The organism is Streptomyces graminofaciens (assembly GCF_030294945.1).
In the GTDB taxonomy this organism is placed as follows: domain Bacteria; phylum Actinomycetota; class Actinomycetes; order Streptomycetales; family Streptomycetaceae; genus Streptomyces; species Streptomyces graminofaciens.
Genome location: NZ_AP018448.1, coordinates 2,976,952 through 2,993,888 on the forward strand (window position 1 = coordinate 2,976,952; position 16,937 = coordinate 2,993,888).

General features: G+C 70.2%; 16 protein-coding genes. 1 reads left to right on the forward strand and 15 read right to left on the reverse strand.

Features of this window, described 5'->3' with window-relative positions:
• The first annotated feature begins 117 nt into the window (after positions 1-117).
• Positions 118-915 carry a tyrosine-protein phosphatase gene (locus SGFS_RS12855; protein ID WP_286250054.1) on the forward strand — a complete coding sequence of 266 codons (798 nt, stop codon included), beginning with the start codon at positions 118-120 and terminating at the stop codon, positions 913-915.
• 27 nt (positions 916-942) lie between these two features.
• Here SGFS_RS12855 and SGFS_RS12860 read toward each other — a convergent pair whose 3' ends face one another.
• From SGFS_RS12860 to SGFS_RS12925, 15 genes are all read right to left on the reverse strand, one after another.
• Positions 943-1,065: a DUF6126 family protein gene (locus SGFS_RS12860; protein WP_286250055.1), complete on the reverse strand. Its 123-nt coding sequence runs from the start codon at positions 1,063-1,065 to the stop codon at positions 943-945.
• Positions 1,062-1,721 carry a helix-turn-helix domain-containing protein gene (locus SGFS_RS12865; RefSeq protein ID WP_286250057.1) on the reverse strand — a complete coding sequence of 220 codons (660 nt, stop codon included), beginning with the start codon at positions 1,719-1,721 and terminating at the stop codon, positions 1,062-1,064. The genes SGFS_RS12860 and SGFS_RS12865 overlap by 4 nt, the downstream gene beginning before the upstream one ends.
• A gap of 74 nt (positions 1,722-1,795) precedes the next feature.
• On the reverse strand, positions 1,796-3,205 hold the full coding sequence (locus SGFS_RS12870; protein WP_286250058.1) for an aspartate aminotransferase family protein: 1,410 nt from the start codon (positions 3,203-3,205) through the stop codon (positions 1,796-1,798).
• Positions 3,202-5,172: a 1-deoxy-D-xylulose-5-phosphate synthase gene (gene dxs, locus SGFS_RS12875; RefSeq protein WP_286250059.1), complete on the reverse strand. Its 1,971-nt coding sequence runs from the start codon at positions 5,170-5,172 to the stop codon at positions 3,202-3,204. Before dxs ends, SGFS_RS12870 begins: the two co-directional genes overlap by 4 nt.
• A gap of 42 nt (positions 5,173-5,214) precedes the next feature.
• On the reverse strand, positions 5,215-6,372 hold the full coding sequence (ispG, locus tag SGFS_RS12880; protein ID WP_286250061.1) for a flavodoxin-dependent (E)-4-hydroxy-3-methylbut-2-enyl-diphosphate synthase: 1,158 nt from the start codon (positions 6,370-6,372) through the stop codon (positions 5,215-5,217).
• Positions 6,373-6,376: 4 nt separating this feature from the next.
• The gene (hpnH, locus tag SGFS_RS12885; protein ID WP_286250063.1) at positions 6,377-7,399 is read right to left on the reverse strand and encodes an adenosyl-hopene transferase HpnH; all 1,023 of its coding nucleotides are present in this window, start codon (positions 7,397-7,399) and stop codon (positions 6,377-6,379) included.
• Positions 7,400-7,404: 5 nt separating this feature from the next.
• Entirely contained in the window at positions 7,405-8,049 is a 645-nt protein-coding gene (locus SGFS_RS12890) for a phosphorylase family protein (RefSeq protein WP_286250064.1), read from the reverse strand.
• Positions 8,049-10,160 (reverse strand): squalene--hopene cyclase, encoded by a 2,112-nt coding sequence (shc, locus tag SGFS_RS12895; protein WP_286250065.1) that lies wholly within the window; start codon positions 10,158-10,160, stop codon positions 8,049-8,051. Before shc ends, SGFS_RS12890 begins: the two co-directional genes overlap by 1 nt.
• Positions 10,161-10,297: 137 nt before the next feature.
• Complete coding sequence (locus SGFS_RS12900; protein WP_286250066.1) at positions 10,298-11,371, reverse strand: polyprenyl synthetase family protein; 1,074 nt, start codon at positions 11,369-11,371, stop codon at positions 10,298-10,300.
• Between the two features lie 68 nt (positions 11,372-11,439).
• Positions 11,440-12,867 (reverse strand): hydroxysqualene dehydroxylase HpnE, encoded by a 1,428-nt coding sequence (gene hpnE, locus SGFS_RS12905; protein WP_286250067.1) that lies wholly within the window; start codon positions 12,865-12,867, stop codon positions 11,440-11,442.
• Positions 12,864-13,004 (reverse strand): DUF6380 family protein, encoded by a 141-nt coding sequence (locus SGFS_RS51395; RefSeq protein ID WP_350283995.1) that lies wholly within the window; start codon positions 13,002-13,004, stop codon positions 12,864-12,866. Before SGFS_RS51395 ends, hpnE begins: the two co-directional genes overlap by 4 nt.
• Entirely contained in the window at positions 13,004-13,954 is a 951-nt protein-coding gene (gene hpnD / locus SGFS_RS12910; protein ID WP_286250068.1) for a presqualene diphosphate synthase HpnD, read from the reverse strand. The genes SGFS_RS51395 and hpnD overlap by 1 nt, the downstream gene beginning before the upstream one ends.
• The gene (gene hpnC / locus SGFS_RS12915; protein ID WP_286250069.1) at positions 13,951-14,853 is read right to left on the reverse strand and encodes a squalene synthase HpnC; all 903 of its coding nucleotides are present in this window, start codon (positions 14,851-14,853) and stop codon (positions 13,951-13,953) included. The genes hpnD and hpnC overlap by 4 nt, the downstream gene beginning before the upstream one ends.
• 379 nt (positions 14,854-15,232) lie before the next feature.
• Positions 15,233-16,000, reverse strand: coding sequence for an ABC transporter ATP-binding protein (locus tag SGFS_RS12920; protein ID WP_286250070.1), 768 nt, complete (start codon positions 15,998-16,000; stop codon positions 15,233-15,235).
• The gene (locus SGFS_RS12925) at positions 15,993-16,922 is read right to left on the reverse strand and encodes an ABC transporter permease (protein ID WP_286250071.1); all 930 of its coding nucleotides are present in this window, start codon (positions 16,920-16,922) and stop codon (positions 15,993-15,995) included. Before SGFS_RS12925 ends, SGFS_RS12920 begins: the two co-directional genes overlap by 8 nt.
• Between the last annotated feature and the right edge of the window lie 15 nt (positions 16,923-16,937).

Below are 16,937 nucleotides of genomic sequence, written 5' to 3' on the forward strand. Positions count from 1 at the left end.
GCACCTGTGGACAACTCATTGCCGTAGGAACCTATGTCGTATCGTCGAGTGCGCGCCTCATTGCCGAGTGCGTGTCCGTCGACGATCGGCGCCGACGGGCGGAGGGGAGGAGCCCCAGTGACGCAGCAGATCCCGTCGACCGAGCCCGAGCTGACCGGAGTGCGCAACTTCCGCGATGTCGGCGGCTTGCCGACCGTGGACGGCCGGCGTGTGCGCCACGGAGTGCTGTTCCGCAGCGGTCACCTCGCGCACGCGACCGACGAGGACAGCGCGTTCCTTGCCTCCCTGGGCCTGCACACGATCTTCGACTTCCGGAACGCGGCGGACCAGAAGCTGGAGGGCCCGGACGTCGAGCTGCCCGGCGTGCGCAATCTGAACCTGCCGCTGACCGACCCGGCGGACGGCGCCGAGTTCTGGAAGATGGTCCGCGACGGCGACCTGGACCAGCTGCGCGCCCTGCTGGACGGCGGCAAGGCGGCGGACCGGATGATCAACTCCTATCGCGCGATCGTCAAGCAGCGCACGGCCGAGCACTCCCGGGTGCTGCACGCGCTGGCCGAGGACAGCGTGCCCGCCCTGATGCACTGCGCCGCCGGCAAGGACCGCGCGGGTCTCTCCATCGCGGTGACGCTGCTCGCCGTGGGGGTGGAGCGCGAGGCCGTCGTCGCCGACTACCTGGAGTCGAACGCCAAGCACCGCCGCTACAAGGTCCACCGCAGCAGCACGTCCGCGAGCGCCTACTCCCCCGAGGTCATGGAGCTGCTGAGCCCGCTCTTCGACGCCCGCGCCGAGTATCTGACTGCGGCCTTCGAGACCATCGAGGAGACCTGGGGCGATGTGGACACCTACCTGGAGCAGGGTCTGAGCGTGACGCCCCGGACCCGGGAGCGCCTACGCGAGCGGCTGCTCGACTGACGGCCCGCCCCCTGGGACCAACCAGCACTACTTCTTGGCGCCCACCTCGAACAGCAGATAGACGAAGGCCGCGAAGAGATGACCGACCGCGATGTAGATGATGAGCCGCACCCACAGGGCGCGGGGGAACTTCTCTTCCAGGTCTCTCACGGGGTTTCTCCGGTGGTGGTGATCGGACCGAGGCAGAGCGCGGCGGTCGGGCTCTGCAGCAGGGTGTGGACGAAGAGGAGATCGGCGCCGTCGTGATCGGCGGCGGCGATGCGGTGCGGGGTCAGCGAGTCGAAGTGGGCGCTGTCCCCCGGCGCGAGCAGGTGCGCGGTGTCGCCGAGCCGCAGCCGCAGCCGCCCGTTGAGGACGTACAGCCACTCCTCACCGGGATGGACGCGCACGAGATCGCCCTGGGCGCCGTACGGCACATGGACCCGCAGGGCCTGCATGCCACGGCCGGACGCGCCCGCCTGCCAGTACGTCCAGCCGCCGGCCTTCGTCGATTCCATGTCGGCGGCCCGGACGACCGCGTCCCGCTCGGCGACGGTCTCGCCGAGCAGCTCCGAGACGGTCGTACCGTAAATGCGGGCGAGCGCGAGCAGCATCGGCAGTGAGGGCTGACGCTGCCCGGTCTCCAGCCGGGAGAGGTGCGCGGGCGAGAGCCCGGCGGCGCGGGCCGCGGCCTCCAGCGTGAGGGAGGCCCGGCGGCGCAGGGCCCGCAGCTGCGGGGCGACGACGGGCAGCTCGGCGGACGGCTCCCCGCCCGCGTCGGGCTCGCGCCGGGGCTCTGGAGGGTTCGTCCCCTCGGAAGGGCTCATGCCTTACATTCAGCCGGAGCCTTGCCTCTGCGGCAAATTTCTTGCCTCAGAGGCAAACTCCCTGTTGGTCGGCGCTACCGGTTGGCGACCGCCTGCTTCACCAGCGTCCTGCCGAAGTCCCACATCAGTCCGCCCCCGCCGTGCGCGTCGTCCATCACCTCGGTGAAGGCGTCGACGAACCGGTCCACCTCCCGCTCGCCGATGATCAGCGGCGGGATCAGTTTGATCACCTCCAGGTGGTCGCCGGAGACCTGGGTGAGGATGCGGTGCCGTTGCAGCAGCGGAACGACGACCATCTGCGCGAAGAGTCCCTTGCGTGCCGCCTGGAGCATGGTCCAACGGCTGCGCAGCTTCAGCGACTTGGGCCTGCCGAACTCGATGCCGATCATCAGGCCCCGGCCGCGTACGTCGCTGAGCAGCTCGTACTTCTCGACCAGCGCGGCCAACCGGCCCTTCAGCAGCTCTCCCGTGGCCCGGGCGCCCGCCACGATCTCCTCGTTCTCCATGACGGACAGCACCGCGAGACCCGCCGCCATGGCCTGCGCGTTGGAGCCGAAGCTCGCGGAGTGGACGAGGACGCGGTCCATGGACGAGTAGACCTTCCTGAAGATCCACTCCTTGCCGAGGGTCGCGCCGACGGGCACATAGCCGCCGGAGAGCGCCTTGGCCACACACACCAGGTCCGGTTCCACGCCCTCCTCATGCTGGTAGGCGTAGAAGTCCCCGGTCCGCCCGAGGCCGGTCTGCACCTCATCGGCGATGAGCAGCGCCTTGTGCCCCCGCAGCAGTTCCTGCGCGGCGCGCAGATAGCCGGGGGGCGCCTCGTGCACACCCTTGCCCTGGACGGGTTCGACGATGAGCGCGGCGACGTCGCCCTTCTTCAGCTCCCGCGCCAGGGCGTCGAGATCTCCGAGCGGTACGGCCGTGTCGGGCAGCAGGGGCGCGAATCCGTCCCGGAAGCCCGACTCGCCGTTCACCGACAGGGAGCCCGTGGTCAGCCCGTGGAAGGCGTGGTCGCAGTACAGGACGCGTGGTCTGCCGGTGGCGAACCGGGCGAACTTCAGCGCGGTCTCGACGGCTTCCGTGCCGCTGTTGCCGAAGAACACCCGGTCCAGGTGCGGGCTGTGCCCGAGCAGCCGCTCCGCCAGCAGTCCTGGCAGTGGCTGGCAGTCGAAGCGGGTGAGGTCGGCGAGCTGGGCGTCGAGGACGTCGTGCAGCGCCTTGCGGACCACGGGGTGATGGCGGCCGAGGCCCATCACCCCGAACCCGGCGAGCATGTCCAGGTAGTCGTCGCCGTCCGCGTCCCAGAAGTACGCGCCCTCGGCCCGTTCGTAGACCTTGTCGAAGCCGATGGTGTGCAGCATGCGCGGGAGTTGGTGGTTGAGGTGCCGGGCGTGGAGTTCGTATCGCTCGGCACCGCGCTCGGCGATGAGCCTGCCGAGGTCGAACTCCTCGCCCCCGGCGGCGGGTTGCGCAGTGGTCATGCCTGTTTCTCCTTGGACAGCTGGGCCTCGGGCAGCTCGGCCCCGGACGACTCCCCCTTCGCGCGCTCGTCCCGGGCCGCCAGACACGCGCTGATCCGCCCCGCGACGTCGACCGGTGTCAGCCCGATGTCCGCCAGCACCTCGCCCCGCTTGGCGTGCGCGAGGAACTGCTCCGGGATCCCGAACCGCCGTACGGGTACGTCGACATCCGCGTCCCCCAGCGCCAGCGCGACCGCCGAACCGACCCCGGCAGCCCGGCTGTTGTCCTCCACGACGGCCACGAGCCGGTGCTCGGCGGCGAGGCCGGGCAGCGCCGGGTCGACGGGCTTGACCCAGCGGGGGTCGACGACCGTGCACCCGATGCCGCGCGCCTGAAGCAGCTCGGCGGCCTGCAGACACACCGGCGCCATGACACCGACGGCGACCAGCAGGACCTCCGGGCCACCGGCGCCGACCGGGCCGACCGGGCCGCCCGTCGACCGGTGCAGCACATCCATGCCCCCCACCCGGCCCAGCGACGGGATCTCCGGCCCCACCGACTCCTTCGGGAACCGAATGACCGTCGGCGCGTCGTCGACGGCGACCGCCTCCCGCAACTGTGCCCGCAACTGTTCGGCGTCGCGCGGCGCGGCGACCCTGAGCCCGGGTACGACCTGGAGGATCGACATGTCCCACATACCGTTGTGCGAGGCCCCGTCGACGCCCGTGACCCCGGCCCGGTCCAGCACGAAGGTGACGCCGCAGCGGTGCAGGGCGACATCCATCAGCAGCTGGTCGAAGGCCCGGTTGAGGAAGGTCGCGTAGACGGCGACCACGGGGTGCAGCCCGCCGGTCGCGAGTCCCGCCGCCGACACCGTCGCGTGCTGTTCGGCGATGCCCACGTCCCAGACCCGGTCGGGGAACTTCTCGGCGAACCTGCCGAGCCCCACGGGGTGCAGCATGGCCGCCGTGATCGCCACGACGTCCTCGCGCTCGTCGGCGATCCGCACGATCTCGTCGCCGAAGACCGAGGTCCAGGAGGGTCCGCCGGAGGGCGCGAGCGGCTCGCAGGTCAGCGGGTCCATCACCCCGACCGTGTGGAAGTGGTCCTCCTCGTGGGCGAGCGCGGGCTCGTACCCTCGCCCCTTCTCGGTCAGACAGTGGACGAGCACGGGCCCGTGGAAGCGTCTCGCGCGCCGCAGCGCCGACTCGACGGCGCCCACGTCGTGCCCGTCGATCGGACCGACGTACTTCAGCCCCAGGTCCTCGAACATGCCCTGCGGGGCGAACGCGTCCTTGAAGCCCTTCTTCGCCCCGTGCAGCGCCTCGTAGAAGGGGTGACCGACGACCGGGGTGCGCAGCAGCACGTCCTTGCCCCAGGCCAGGAACTGCTCGTAGCCGTCCGTGGTGCGCAGGGTCGCGAGGTGGTTGGCGAGGCCGCCTATGGTCGGGGAGTACGAGCGTTCGTTGTCGTTGACGACGATGATCAGCGGCCGGTCCTTGGCGGCCGCGATGTTGTTGAGCGCCTCCCAGGCCATGCCGCCGGTGAGCGCGCCGTCGCCGATGACCGCGACGACGTGGCCCTTCTCGCCCTGGACCTGGTGGGCCTTGGCGAGCCCGTCGGCCCAGCCGAGCGCCGTCGAGGCGTGGCTGTTCTCGACGATGTCGTGCTCCGACTCCTCGCGCGAGGGATAGCCGGACAGACCGCCCTTGCCGCGCAGCTTGGAGAAGTCCTGACGCCCGGTCAGAATCTTGTGTACGTAGCTCTGATGGCCGGTGTCCCACACGATGCGGTCGACGGGTGACTCGAAGACCCGGTGGAGCGCGATGGACAGTTCCACCACCCCCAGATTGGGCCCCAGGTGACCGCCGGTCCTGGCGACCGCGTGCACCAGGAACTCCCGGATCTCGTCGGCCAATCGGTCCAGCTCCGCCTCGGACAGTGCCTTCAGGTCGCGTGGTTCCCTGATGTTCTCCAGAATCGTCACGCTCGGGCCCCCTCTCGGTCCGTGCTCTTCAGCCCGTGTTCGTCACTTCACGGTGACCGCCGGCTCCCCCGACGCGACGCCGTCCTTCTCCATCTGCTCGGCGATCTTCATCGCCTCTTCGATGAGCGTCTCGACGATCTTCGACTCGGGGACGGTCTTGATGACCTCGCCCTTGACGAAGATCTGCCCCTTGCCGTTGCCGGAGGCGACCCCGAGATCCGCCTCGCGTGCCTCGCCGGGCCCGTTGACGACGCAGCCCATGACCGCGACGCGCAACGGCACCTCCATCCCTTCGAGCCCCGCCGTGACCTCGTCGGCGAGCTTGTACACATCGACCTGGGCCCGCCCGCACGACGGACACGACACGATCTCCAGCCGCCGCTGCCGCAGGTTCAGCGACTCCAGGATCTGGATGCCGACCTTGACCTCCTCGGCGGGCGGCGCGCTCAGCGAGACCCGGATCGTGTCGCCGATGCCCTCGCCGAGCAGGGCGCCGAAGGCGACGGCGGACTTGATGGTCCCCTGGAAGGCGGGACCGGCCTCGGTCACGCCCAGATGCAGCGGGTAGTCGCACTGCGCGGCCAGCTGCCGGTAGGCGTTGACCATCACCACCGGGTCGTTGTGCTTCACCGAGATCTTGATGTCCCGGAAGTCGTGCTCCTCGAACAGCGAGGCCTCCCACAGCGCCGACTCGACCAGCGCCTCGGGGGTGGCCTTGCCGTACTTCTGCAACAGCCGGCGGTCGAGCGAGCCCGCGTTGACCCCGATCCGGATCGGGGTCCCGTGGTCCTTCGCCGCCCGGGCGATCTCCTTCACCTTGTCGTCGAACTGCTTGATGTTGCCGGGGTTCACCCGCACCGCCGCACACCCCGCCTCGATCGCCGCGAACACGTACTTCGGCTGGAAGTGGATGTCCGCGATCACCGGGATCTGCGACTTGCGGGCGATGGTCGCGAGCGCGTCCGCGTCGTCCTGCGTGGGGCAGGCGACCCGCACGATCTGGCAGCCGGACGCCGTCAGCTCGGCGATCTGCTGCAAGGTGGCACCGATGTCCGACGTACGCGTCGTCGTCATCGACTGCACCGACACCGGGGCCCCGCCCCCGACCGCCACCGGCCCGACCTCGATCCGCCGCGACACGCGCCGCTCGGCGATCGGCCGGACCGGTACCTCGGGGACACCCAAGGACACGGCAGTCATGGAGTCACCCTTGGTTCCCGGAGAGCGTCTCGCGCATGGCGCGGAGCGACTCCTTCAGCGACCCCATGGTGGCGAGCACGGCGGTCGGCTCGTAGCCGCAGTGCGCCATGCAGTTGGCACAGCGCGGGTCCTTGCCCCGGCCGTACGCGTTCCAGTCGGTGTCCTCGATGAGCTCCCGGTACGTCGTGACGTACCCGTCGCTCATCAGATAGCAGGGCCGCTGCCAGCCGAAGAGGGAGTAGTTGGGGATCGCCCACGCCGTGCACGGGAAGTCGACCTTGCCCTCCAGGAAGTCCAGAAACAGGGGCGAGTGGTTGAGGCGCCAGCGACGGCGGTTGCCGCCCGAGAAGGCCTTCCTGAACAGCTCCCGGGTCTGCTCCACACCGAGGAAGTGCTCCTGGTCGGGGGCCTTCTCGTAGGCGTAGGCGGGCGAGATCATCATCTCGTCGACCTGGAGGTCGTCGTTGAGGTAGTTGAGGACCTCGATGATGGTCTGCGGGGTGTCGGTGTTGAAGAAGGTCGAGTTGGTGGTCACCCGGAAGCCGCGCCTCTTGGCCTCCTTGATGGCGGCCACGGCCTCGTCGAACACCCCCTCCTTCGCCACCGACTCGTCGTGCCGCTCGCGCAGCCCGTCGATGTGCACGGCGAACGCGAAGTACGGCGAGGGCTTGAACTTGTCCATCTTCTTGCGCAGCAGCATGGCGTTGGTGCACAGGAAGACGTACTTCCTCCTCGCCACCAACTGCCGCACGATCTCGTCGATCTGAGGGTGCATCAGAGGCTCGCCGCCGGCGATCGACACCATCGGCGCTCCGGACTCCAGGACGGCGCCCACGGCCTGCGCCACCGGCATGCGCTGCTTGAGCACCCCGGCCGGGTGCTGGATCTTGCCGCAGCCCTCGCACTTCAGATTGCAGGCGTAGAGCGGTTCCAACTCGACGATCAGCGGGAACTTGTCCCGCTTGCGGAGCTTCTGTTCAGCGAGATACGTCGCCACCTTGATGGACTGGCGGAGCGGCATGGCCATCTGGCTCACCTCCTGGGGAGCAGCAAAGAACGGTGCCATTCGAAGAAAGCGGGAAGGACGGCACGAAGGACGCGGAAAGCCGATATTCCACCGCGCACAGTGCCAATCCGGACGAGTTCATGCTCTGGAGCGTCCACGACCACCCGTACGGCCGCAACCGGGCGCACGCCCTGGCGTACGGCGCTGTGGAGCGTGACCGCCGACTCCATGTCCACCGCGATCGCTCCGGTGGCGAGCAGATCGGAGCGTTCCGATCCGCGTACGACGTGGTCGGAACCGGTGAGGGGGCCGGTGTGCACCGTCCGCCCGGGCACGGCCCGCACCAGCTCCTTGATCAGCCGTTCGGTGCCCACACAAGGTGTGACGGCGCCGTCGGGGCCACGGGTCTCCTCCGCGACCACCAGGTCCCCGGGGTGCATGCCCGGCGCGAGCCCGGCGCAGAACCCGGTGGCCAGCACGGCCGCGTCGGCGAGCGCCGGGTCGGCGAGGACCCGGGTGACGGACCGCTCGGCGGCCTTCGGCCCCATGCCGGTGCGCAGTACGGTGACCGGGCCCCCGGCGCCGGCCCGGTCACCGCTGCGCAGGGCGAGCTGCTCGATGCTGAGCGCGCAGGCGATCAGCAGCGGGGCCGGGGCGGAGGCCATGGTCATCAGCTCCTCTCGGCCTGGTCGACGACGGCTTTGCCCGCGACGACCTTGCCGTCGGCGGCCTTGTCTACAGCGGCCTTGTCTACAGCGGCCTGGTCGACGACAGCCCTGCCGTCGGCGGGTCTGCCCGCGAAGGGTTCGCCGTGGACGTACCGACCCAGCGCGGTGAGCGGGAACACCTGGCGGTAGAGGTGGTAGTTGATCGAGAAGTCCCAGGGGAAGCCGGTGCCGGTGAAGTACGGCTCGTCCCAGGAGCCGTCCTCCCGCTGGGTCCGGGCGAGCCACTCGATGCCGCGCTCGGCGGCCTTGGAGTCCCGCTCGTCCGCCGCCAGCAGCGCGAGCAGGGCCCACGCGGTCTGGGAGGCGGTGGAGGCGCCCTTGCCGCCCCATTCGGCGGGATCGGGGTAGGAGCGCAGATCCTCGCCCCAGCCGCCGTCGTCGTTCTGTACGGTCTCCAGCCAGGCCACGGCCCGGCGGATCGCGGGGTGGGAGGCGGGCAGTCCGGCGGCGGTCAGCGCGGGCACCACCGACCCGGTTCCGTAGACGTAGTTGACGCCCCAGCGGCCGAACCACGCGCCGTTCGGCTCCTGTTCGGCGAGGAGCCAGTCGACGCCGCGCCGGGTGCGCGGATCGTGGGCGAGGCCCTCGACGGCGAGCATCTCCACCACATGGGCGGTGACATCGGCGGACGGTGGGTCGATGACCTCGCCGAAGTCGCAGAACGGCAGCCGGTTGGGGAAGGGGCTTGTGTTGTCGACGTCGAAGGCGCCCCACGCCCCGTTCCTCGACTGCATCCCCAGGTTCCAGCGCACCCCCCGTCCGATGGCCCGCTGCACCCGCTGTGGATCGGGGTGCTCGACACGGCGCAGTGCGAGAACGACCTCGGCGGTGTCGTCGATGTCGGGGTAGTTGTCGTTGTGGAACTCGAACGCCCAGCCGCCCGGGGACAGTTGGGGCCGCTTCACGGACCAGTCGCCGGGCCGGACGATCTCCTCGCCGAGCATCCAGTCGGCGGCCTTGACCAGCTGGGGATGGTCGGCGGGCAGTCCCGCGTCGGCGAGGGCGATGGTGGCGAGGCAGGTGTCCCACACCGGGGACTGGCAGGCCTCGATCATCCGGGCCCCGTCCTCACGCCACACGGCGAACCGGTCGAGGGACTCCAACCCGGCCTTCATCACCGGATGTCGGAGGTCATAACCCAACAAGTGCAACGCGATGACCGAGTACACGGCCGGTGGCTGGATGCCGCCCCAGCAGCCGTCGTTCTCCTGCCGCTCGATGATCCAGCGGGCCGCGCTCTTCATGGCCGCCCTGCGCAGCCGCTTCAGCGCCACCTTGCGGTAGCCGTGCAGAATCCTGTCGAGCCGTTGGAAGGCGCCTTCCCAACTTCCCAGCGGATCAAGGGGCTTGGGCGGGTTCGGTCGGCCCGGGTCGACGTGGAGTTCGTCCAGTGGGAAGGGTGCGGGCCGTACCGGGCGCTTCGCCGAGACGATCGTCAGCGGCACGATCGTCTGCCGCGCCCAGCATCCGAAGTCGTAGATGTTCAGCGGCATCCACTTCGGGAAGTAGATCAACTCCGGTGGCATCTCCGGCAGGTCGTCCCACTTCCACCAGCCGAACAGGGCCAGCCAGATCCGGGTGAAGACACGGGCGGCCGCGATCCCGCCGCGCTGTCTGACCCAGGCGGACGCCCGCGCCATGTGAGGCTCGTCCGGGTCGTCCCCGGCCAGCCTCAGGGCGACGTACGCCTCGACGGTGGCGGAGAGTTCGCCTGGGCCGCCGTAGAAGGTGGCCCAGGCGCCGTCCGCGCGCTGCTCGCCACGGATGAACAGCGCGGCCGCCCGCGTGGTCTTCTCGTCGCGGATGCCCAGGAACTGACGGAGCAGCAGATCCTCGGCGTCCATGGTGACGTTGGTCTCCAGGTCGCCCTTCCACCAGCCCTGGGCGTCCTGACGCGAGAGAAGGAAATCGGTCGCACGCCGTATGGCGCGCTCGGCGGCATCCTGGACCCCTGCCGCCACTGGGGTGTCGGTGTCAGTGTCGGTGTCGGTTTCGCTGGCCGAGGCAGCGCGGGGCGGTGGTGCCCCGGTGCTTCCGTCGGTCGTCGCTGTCATGGCTTCCCCTTCGTGCAGTGGACGGATCTCTCTGCGGTGGGTCAGCCGTCGGCCGGTGCGTATCCGGTGACAGGCACCGGCCGGCGACTACGCGAGGCTTATTCGACCGAGACCGGTCGACTCCTGAGCGATGGCGATCATCTCTTCCGTACGACGACGAAGTCGGCCAGTGCCATGAACCGGTCCCGCACCGGGTCGGGCATGTGGATGGAGTCCAGCGCCTCGATCGCGACGGTGTGCTGGCGGCGCGCCTCGTCGGCCGTCCACCGCCGGCCCCCGGCCTCCTCGATGAGGGCGGCGCGCGCGGCGAACTCCTCCTCGGAGAAGTTCTCGAAGTCGCTGGCCTTGGCGTCGGCGGCGAGCAGTTCGCCGAGCTGCTCGGAGGCCGGGCCGCCCGCCGCGAGCGCGGCCACGACCGGCAGGGACTTCTTGCGCTGACGCAGATCGCTCCAGGTCTGCTTGCCGGTGGACACCGGGTCGCCCCAGATGCCCAGCAGGTCGTCGACTGCCTGGAAGGCGAGGCCGAGGTGGTAGCCGTACTTCTCCAGCGCGTCCGCCGTGCGGTCGTCCGCGCCGCCGAGGACCGCACCGATGGAACAGGCACAGGCGAGCAGCGCGCCCGTCTTGTTGCCCTCCATCTCCAGGCACTCCTCGACGGTGACCCGCTCGCGGTGCTCGTACGAGATGTCCTGGGCCTGACCGTCGATGAGCGCGCGGGTGGCCATGGTGAGGCGGCGGGTGGCCCGGGCGGCCTCGACCGTGTCGAGTTCGAGGAGGATCTCGTTGGCGAGCACCATCAGGGCGTCGCCGACGAGGATGGCCTGGGCGGGGCCGTGCGCCTTCCACACCGTGTCGCGGTGGCGGCGCTGTTCGTCGCCGTCCATCAGGTCGTCGTGCAGCAGCGAGAAGTTGTGCACCAGCTCCACGGCGACCGCGCCGGGGATGCCGACCTCGGGTGCGGCGCCGGTGACCTCGGCGGACAGCACCGCGAGCGCGGGACGCACGGACTTGCCGCCGTCGCCGTCGGCGGGGTTGCCCGCGGCGTCGATCCAGCCGAAGTGGTAGGCGCCGACGGTGTCCATGGGGGGCGCCAGCCGATCGATGGCCGCCCGCAGCACGGGGGTGGCCAGGGTCCGCCCGCGCTCCAGGAGCGCGGTCACGTCCACCGCGGTCCTCGCAGCGGCCGACGCGGCCGGGGGCACAGTGGGCACAGTTTCTCCAGATGTCGATGTGTTCGCGGTACCGGGAGTGCGGGAACCGGTCCTGTGCGCTTCGAGCGTCACGCTGCCTCCTCGTAGGTGAAGAGGTGGTCTCGGGGCCGGCCCAGGGCGCCGAGCGCGGCGTCCGCCGCACTGATGCCGCTGCGGACCGCACTCTCCATGGTCGCGGGCCACCCTGTGGCGGTCCACGCTCCGGCCAGGTACAGGCCGGGTGCCTTGGTGCGGGCGCCGGGCCTGAGCCGTCCGACGCCGGGGGTGGGAGCGAAGGTCGCGGTGCGCTCCCTGGTCACGAAGAAGTCCTTCACCCGCGCGCCGCGCGCGCCGGGCAACAGCCGCTCCAGCTCGGGCAGATAGCGCTCGCGCAAGGCGGACACGGGCTCGTCGATCTCGTCCTGTGCGGCCGACTGCGAGAGCGCCAGATACTGGCCCTCGCGCAGCCCTGACGCGTCGGTGCGGTCGAAGACCCACTGCACCGGGGAGCCGAGCGCCGCGAAGAACGGCTTGCTCAGCACCTTCCGGTCGTAGACGACATGGACGTTGAGGATCGGGGCGGTGCCGATCTCCAGCAGCCGCTCGGGGTGGTCGAGCGCCCCTTCCGGCAGCAGATCGTGGGCCTCGCGCTGCGGTACGGCGAGGACGACCGCGTCGGCGTCGAGGCTCTCGCCGGGCACCTCGACCGTCCAACGGCCGCTCCCGCCGAAGGAGATGGAGGTGACGCGAGTCCGGAGTTCGGTGCGGACGCCCGCCGAGTCGAGCGCCTTGCGGGTCAGCCGGTCGTGCAGTTCGCCCAGCGGGACATGGGCCCAGCCGATGTCGGCCGCGCCCGGCTCGGACAGCAGGCCCGTCTTGAACACCATCGCGGCGAGCCCGAGCGAGGCGTCCTGGGCCACCGCGTTGAGCGTGGCGACCCCGACCAGGTCCCACAGCGCCTCGATCGCGCGCGCCGACTGCCCCCGCGCGGCCAGCCAACTGCCGAAGTCCTGCTCGTCCAGCGCCGGATCGGCGAGGTCGAGCGCCTTGAGCGCCATCGCCGCACGCCCCACGTTGGCGCGCTCGGCGAGCGAGAGATGGGTGTACGTGGCGAGGCTGCGCCCGAGATGCAGCGGCACGGGCAGCGCGTCGCGCCGCAGTCTGCCGAGCCGCCGCCCGGGCCTGCCCTCGGCGTCGAGAACCGACACGTCGAGGCGATCCTGAAGCGGCGACAGCGCGGCCCCGTCGACGCGGTCGAGGAACCAGCGGTAGGCGGTGCAGCATCGCAGATACACATGCTGACCGTTGTCGACGGTCAGATCGCCGCGCTGGAAGGAGAAGGCGAGTCCGCCGAGCCTCGGCCGCCCTTCGAGGAGGGTGACCTGTACACCGGCGTCGGCCAGCGAGAGCGCGGCGGTGATCCCCGCCAGGCCGCCACCGACCACCACGGCCGTGCTGCGGGGGCGGCCCGTGCCGTCCGCGTCCAGTGGCCCCTCGGACTGTGTGCCGTCGCTCATCGCGCGCCCTCCCCTGCTGGTCCGCCGAGGTGGTGGAGCGCCCTGCGGCAGGCCGTCGCAGTCAGGGACGCCACCGCGTTGCGGAGGGTTGCGTACCACTTTTCCCCGATGGGTTCTCCTTGGACCGGATTGTCCATCAGGCACGCCTCCTGACGGTACGGCGGGACACATGGCGGGCGTCGAGGCCGGAGAGGCCGCGCACGGCGACGTACGCCTTCTCGCGGCCGGGCAGCGAGACCCGGCCGCGCAGCACGGCCTCCGGCTCGCGCTCGATGCGGTCGAGCAGCCGCCGGTAGATGCCGGCCATGGCCGCGACACAGGCGCCGCTGCGGCGGTCCAGCATCGGCAGCAGGCGGTAGCCCTCGGCGAACAGGGCGCGGGCCCGGCGCACCTCGAAGTGCACAAGACCCGCGAAGTCGGAGTCGACCGACGAAAGGGGCGCGGCGAACCCCGCCGAGCAGCCGAACTTGGCGAGGTCGTCGGAGGGCAGATATGTACGACCGCCGAGGGCGTCCTCGCGAACGTCCCTGAGGATGTTGGTGAGTTGAAGAGCGAGGCCGAGCGTGTCGGCGTACTCCGGTGCCCGCTCGGCGCCGCGCGCGCCCGGTTCCGTGCCGAAGACACCGAGCGAGAGCCGCCCGATCGCGCCGGCGACACAACGGCAGTAGACCTTCAGGTCGTCCCAGGTCTCGTAGGTCTCGCCGCGCACATCCATCAGGACGCCCTCGATGAGTTCGTCGAGGCCGCCGAACGGGACCGGGAAGTGTGCCCCGACGTGCGCCAGGGCCACCGCGACGGGATCCGTGTCGTCCTCGTCGACCGTGCCCTCGCGGACTCTGGTGAGCAGCGCCCGGGTCTCCGCCAGCCGGAGCTCCTTCACCTCGGGGGCGAGCGCGCCGTCGCCGATGTCGTCGACGCGGCGCGAGAACGCGTAGAGCGCCGACATCGCGCGCCGCTTGGCCGTGGGCAGGAGCCGGATGCCGTACGCGAAGTTGCGGGCCTGTTGTCCGGTGACGGACTCGCAGTAGCTGTAGGCGGCGAGTACCGGTGCGGACGGGTGCGGTGGAGACTCCACGATCCGGATCACCCCTCTCCTCGCAGGGTCGCGCCCACCTCGCGCAGCAGCCGGAGCTTGCCGGGCTTGGGCGGGCCGGGAAGAACGTCGTACCGAGCGGCGGTGATCGCGTGGATCGCCGCCCTTCCCCCCGCCACGAACCCCGCCAGGAGCAACCTCAGCCTGCCGTGGACGCTACCCACCAGCGGGGTGCCCTCATTCAGGAGATTCCGGGCGCATTCGGCTTCGTACGCGACCAGTGCGCGCACCGATGCGCCTGCTGTGGATGTGGCGAGATCCGCCTCGGAGACATGGAAGCGCTTCATGTCGGCGGCGGGCAGATAGATGCGGTCGCGGCCGAGGTCCTCGGTCACGTCCTGGAGGTGCTCGACGATCTGCAACGCCGTGCAGATCGCGTCGGAGTGGCGGACCCGCTCGGGGGTGGAGGTCCCGGTGACGGCGAGGACGAGACGGCCGACGGGGTTGGCGGACAGCTCGCAGTAGGCGAGCAGGTCGTCGTACGTCTCGTAGCGCCTGACGAGTTGGTCCTGGCGGTTGGCGGCGATCAGGCCGAGGAAGGGCTCGGGGGAGAGCGCGTGGCGGTGGACCGTGGGCCGCAGGCGGCGCAGCAGCGGGTGGTGCGGGGTGCCGTCGAAGACGCGGCGCAGGTCGGCCTCGAAGGCGTCGAGGAGCAGGAGCCGGTCGTCGGCGTCCTGCGGGGAGACGCCCAGGTGGTGGGCGTCGGCGCCGCCGGGGGCGAGGTCGCCGTCGCCGATGTCGTCGACGAGGCGGGCGAAGCCGTACAGGGCCATCAGGTCGGCGCGCCAGGCCGCGGGCAGGAAGAACGGCGCCACGGGGAAGTTCTCGTGGGCGGCCTTTTCGAGGGTGTCACGCTCCGTGTCGCCGGTGCGTGGCGTCCCGGTTTCGGTCACCGCTCGTCACCCGGCGCGGGGACGGCACACGCGTCGTGGAGCTGGGGAGTTTCCGTAGCCATGGCCGTCACATCTCCCGTTCTACACTGCCGACCCAATACACAGTATTTCGGACACGCCGCCCGGCGCTCCGCGCATGTGGCCGATGCCGGATGTCGCGCATTATGGACCCACTTGCCGCGATTCGGCACCGGTACAGCTTACGTTGTACAACGCACCATGCTCCGACTGGGTGTCCTGCACATCACAAGAACGCACCGATTGCCCCAAGATTCCTACGGGTGGCCGGAGTTGACGCAGTCCTTGCCGAAGTTGGCGTCCCCTTTGCAGACGCCGGGCCCCGCCGGAGCAGTTCCGGCGGGGCCCGGGGCAAATCCGGCTACTTGCCCGTGAACTTCTCGTATTCCTTCAGGACCTCTTCCGTGGGGCCGTCCATGCGCAGTTCGCCGCGTTCCAGCCACAGGACCCGGTCGCAGGTGTCGCGGATCGACTTGTTGTTGTGGCTGACCAGGAAGACCGTGCCGGCCTCCTTGCGCAGCTCGCGGATGCGGGCCTCGGAGCGCTTCTGGAACTTGCGGTCACCGGTGGCGAGCGCCTCGTCGATCATGAGGACGTCATGGTCCTTGGCCGCCGCGATGGAGAAGCGGAGCCGGGCCGCCATGCCGGAGGAGTAGGTGCGCATGGGAAGGGTGATGAAGTCGCCCTTCTCGTTGATCCCGGAGAAGTCGACGATCTCCTGGTAGCGCTCCCTGATCTGCTCGCGGGACATGCCCATGGCGAGGCCGCCCAATATGACGTTCCGCTCGCCCGTCAGGTCGTTCATCAGGGCCGCGTTGACGCCGAGCAGCGAGGGCTGGCCGTCGGTGAAGACCTTGCCCTTCTCCGCGGGCAGCAGTCCAGCGATGGCGCGCAGCAGGGTGGACTTGCCGGAGCCGTTGGAGCCGATCAGGCCGATGGCCTCGCCGCGGTAGGCGATGAAGGAGACGCCCTTGACGGCGTGCACCTTGCGTACGCCCGGCGACTCACCGCGCTTGATGATGCGGCTGAGGGCGGCGGTGGCGCTGCCCCTGCCGGTCTTGGCGCCGTTCACGCGGTAGACGATGTGCAGCTCGTCCGCGATGACGGTCGGAACTCGGGTCTCAGCCACGGCCGTACCTCTCCTCCGCCTTCCAGAAGTACACGAACCCGCCGACCGCGACGAGCACGGCCCAGCCGCCGGCGACCGCCCAGACGTGCGGGGGCAGGTTGTCGGAGCCGTAGCCGTCGATCAGCGCGAAGCGCATCAGGTCCATGTAGATCGCGGCCGGGTTCCACTGGAGGACGTCGGAGATCCAGGGCGGGTGCTCCTCCAGCATCACGGGGAGCGAGAACATGACGCCGGACGCGTACATCCACGTACGCATCACGAACGGCATGAGCTGGGCGAGGTCCGGGGTCTTGGAGCCCATCCGGGCCATGATCATCGCGAGGCCGGTGTTGAAGAGGAACTGCAGGGCCAGCACCGGGAGGATCAGCAGCCACGACAGGCTCGGGTAGCTGCCGAAGCCGACCGCCACGGCGAACAGCACGATCATCGAGAAGAGCAGTTGCTGGAGCTGCTGCAGCGAGAACGAGATCGGCAGCGCGGCCCGCGGGAAGTGCAGCGCCCTGACCAGGCCGAGGTTGCCGGCGATCGCGCGCACGCCCGCCATCACCGAGCTCTGGGTGAAGGTGAAGACGAAGACACCCGTCACCAGGAACGGGATGTAGACCTCGCGGGGCATCCCGCGGTCGGCGCCCAGGATCAGGCCGAAGATCAGGAAGTACACCAGCGCGTTCAGCAGCGGAGTGGCCACCTGCCACAGCTGGCCGAGCTTGGCCTGGCTGTACTGGGCGGTGAGCTTCGCCTGCGAGAAGGCGAGGATGAAGTGACGCCGCCCCCAGAGCTGGCGGACGTACTCGACGAGTCCGGGCCGGGCTCCGCTGACCGCCAACCCGTACTTGGCGGCGAGGTCGGCGGCCGAGAGCCCGTCGTCGGGCGACGGTCGATCGCTCACGGCGACCCTGCCGTCATGCGTTGTCTCACTCACAAGTGGAAACTTTCG

Bases quoted from the DNA above. Each gene is read 5' to 3' on its own strand.
- SGFS_RS51395 (WP_350283995.1), bottom strand. From the start codon at position 13,004: ATGGACAATCCGGTCCAAGGAGAACCCATCGGGGAAAAGTGGTACGCA.
- SGFS_RS12865 (WP_286250057.1), bottom strand. From the start codon at position 1,721: ATGAGCCCTTCCGAGGGGACGAACCCTCCAGAGCCCCGGCGCGAGCCC.
- shc (WP_286250065.1), bottom strand. From the start codon at position 10,160: ATGACAGCGACGACCGACGGAAGCACCGGGGCACCACCGCCCCGCGCT.
- hpnE (WP_286250067.1), bottom strand. From the start codon at position 12,867: ATGAGCGACGGCACACAGTCCGAGGGGCCACTGGACGCGGACGGCACG.
- SGFS_RS12870 (WP_286250058.1), bottom strand. From the start codon at position 3,205: ATGACCACTGCGCAACCCGCCGCCGGGGGCGAGGAGTTCGACCTCGGC.
- ispG (WP_286250061.1), bottom strand. From the start codon at position 6,372: ATGACTGCCGTGTCCTTGGGTGTCCCCGAGGTACCGGTCCGGCCGATC.
- hpnH (WP_286250063.1), bottom strand. From the start codon at position 7,399: ATGGCCATGCCGCTCCGCCAGTCCATCAAGGTGGCGACGTATCTCGCT.
- SGFS_RS12890 (WP_286250064.1), bottom strand. From the start codon at position 8,049: ATGACCATGGCCTCCGCCCCGGCCCCGCTGCTGATCGCCTGCGCGCTC.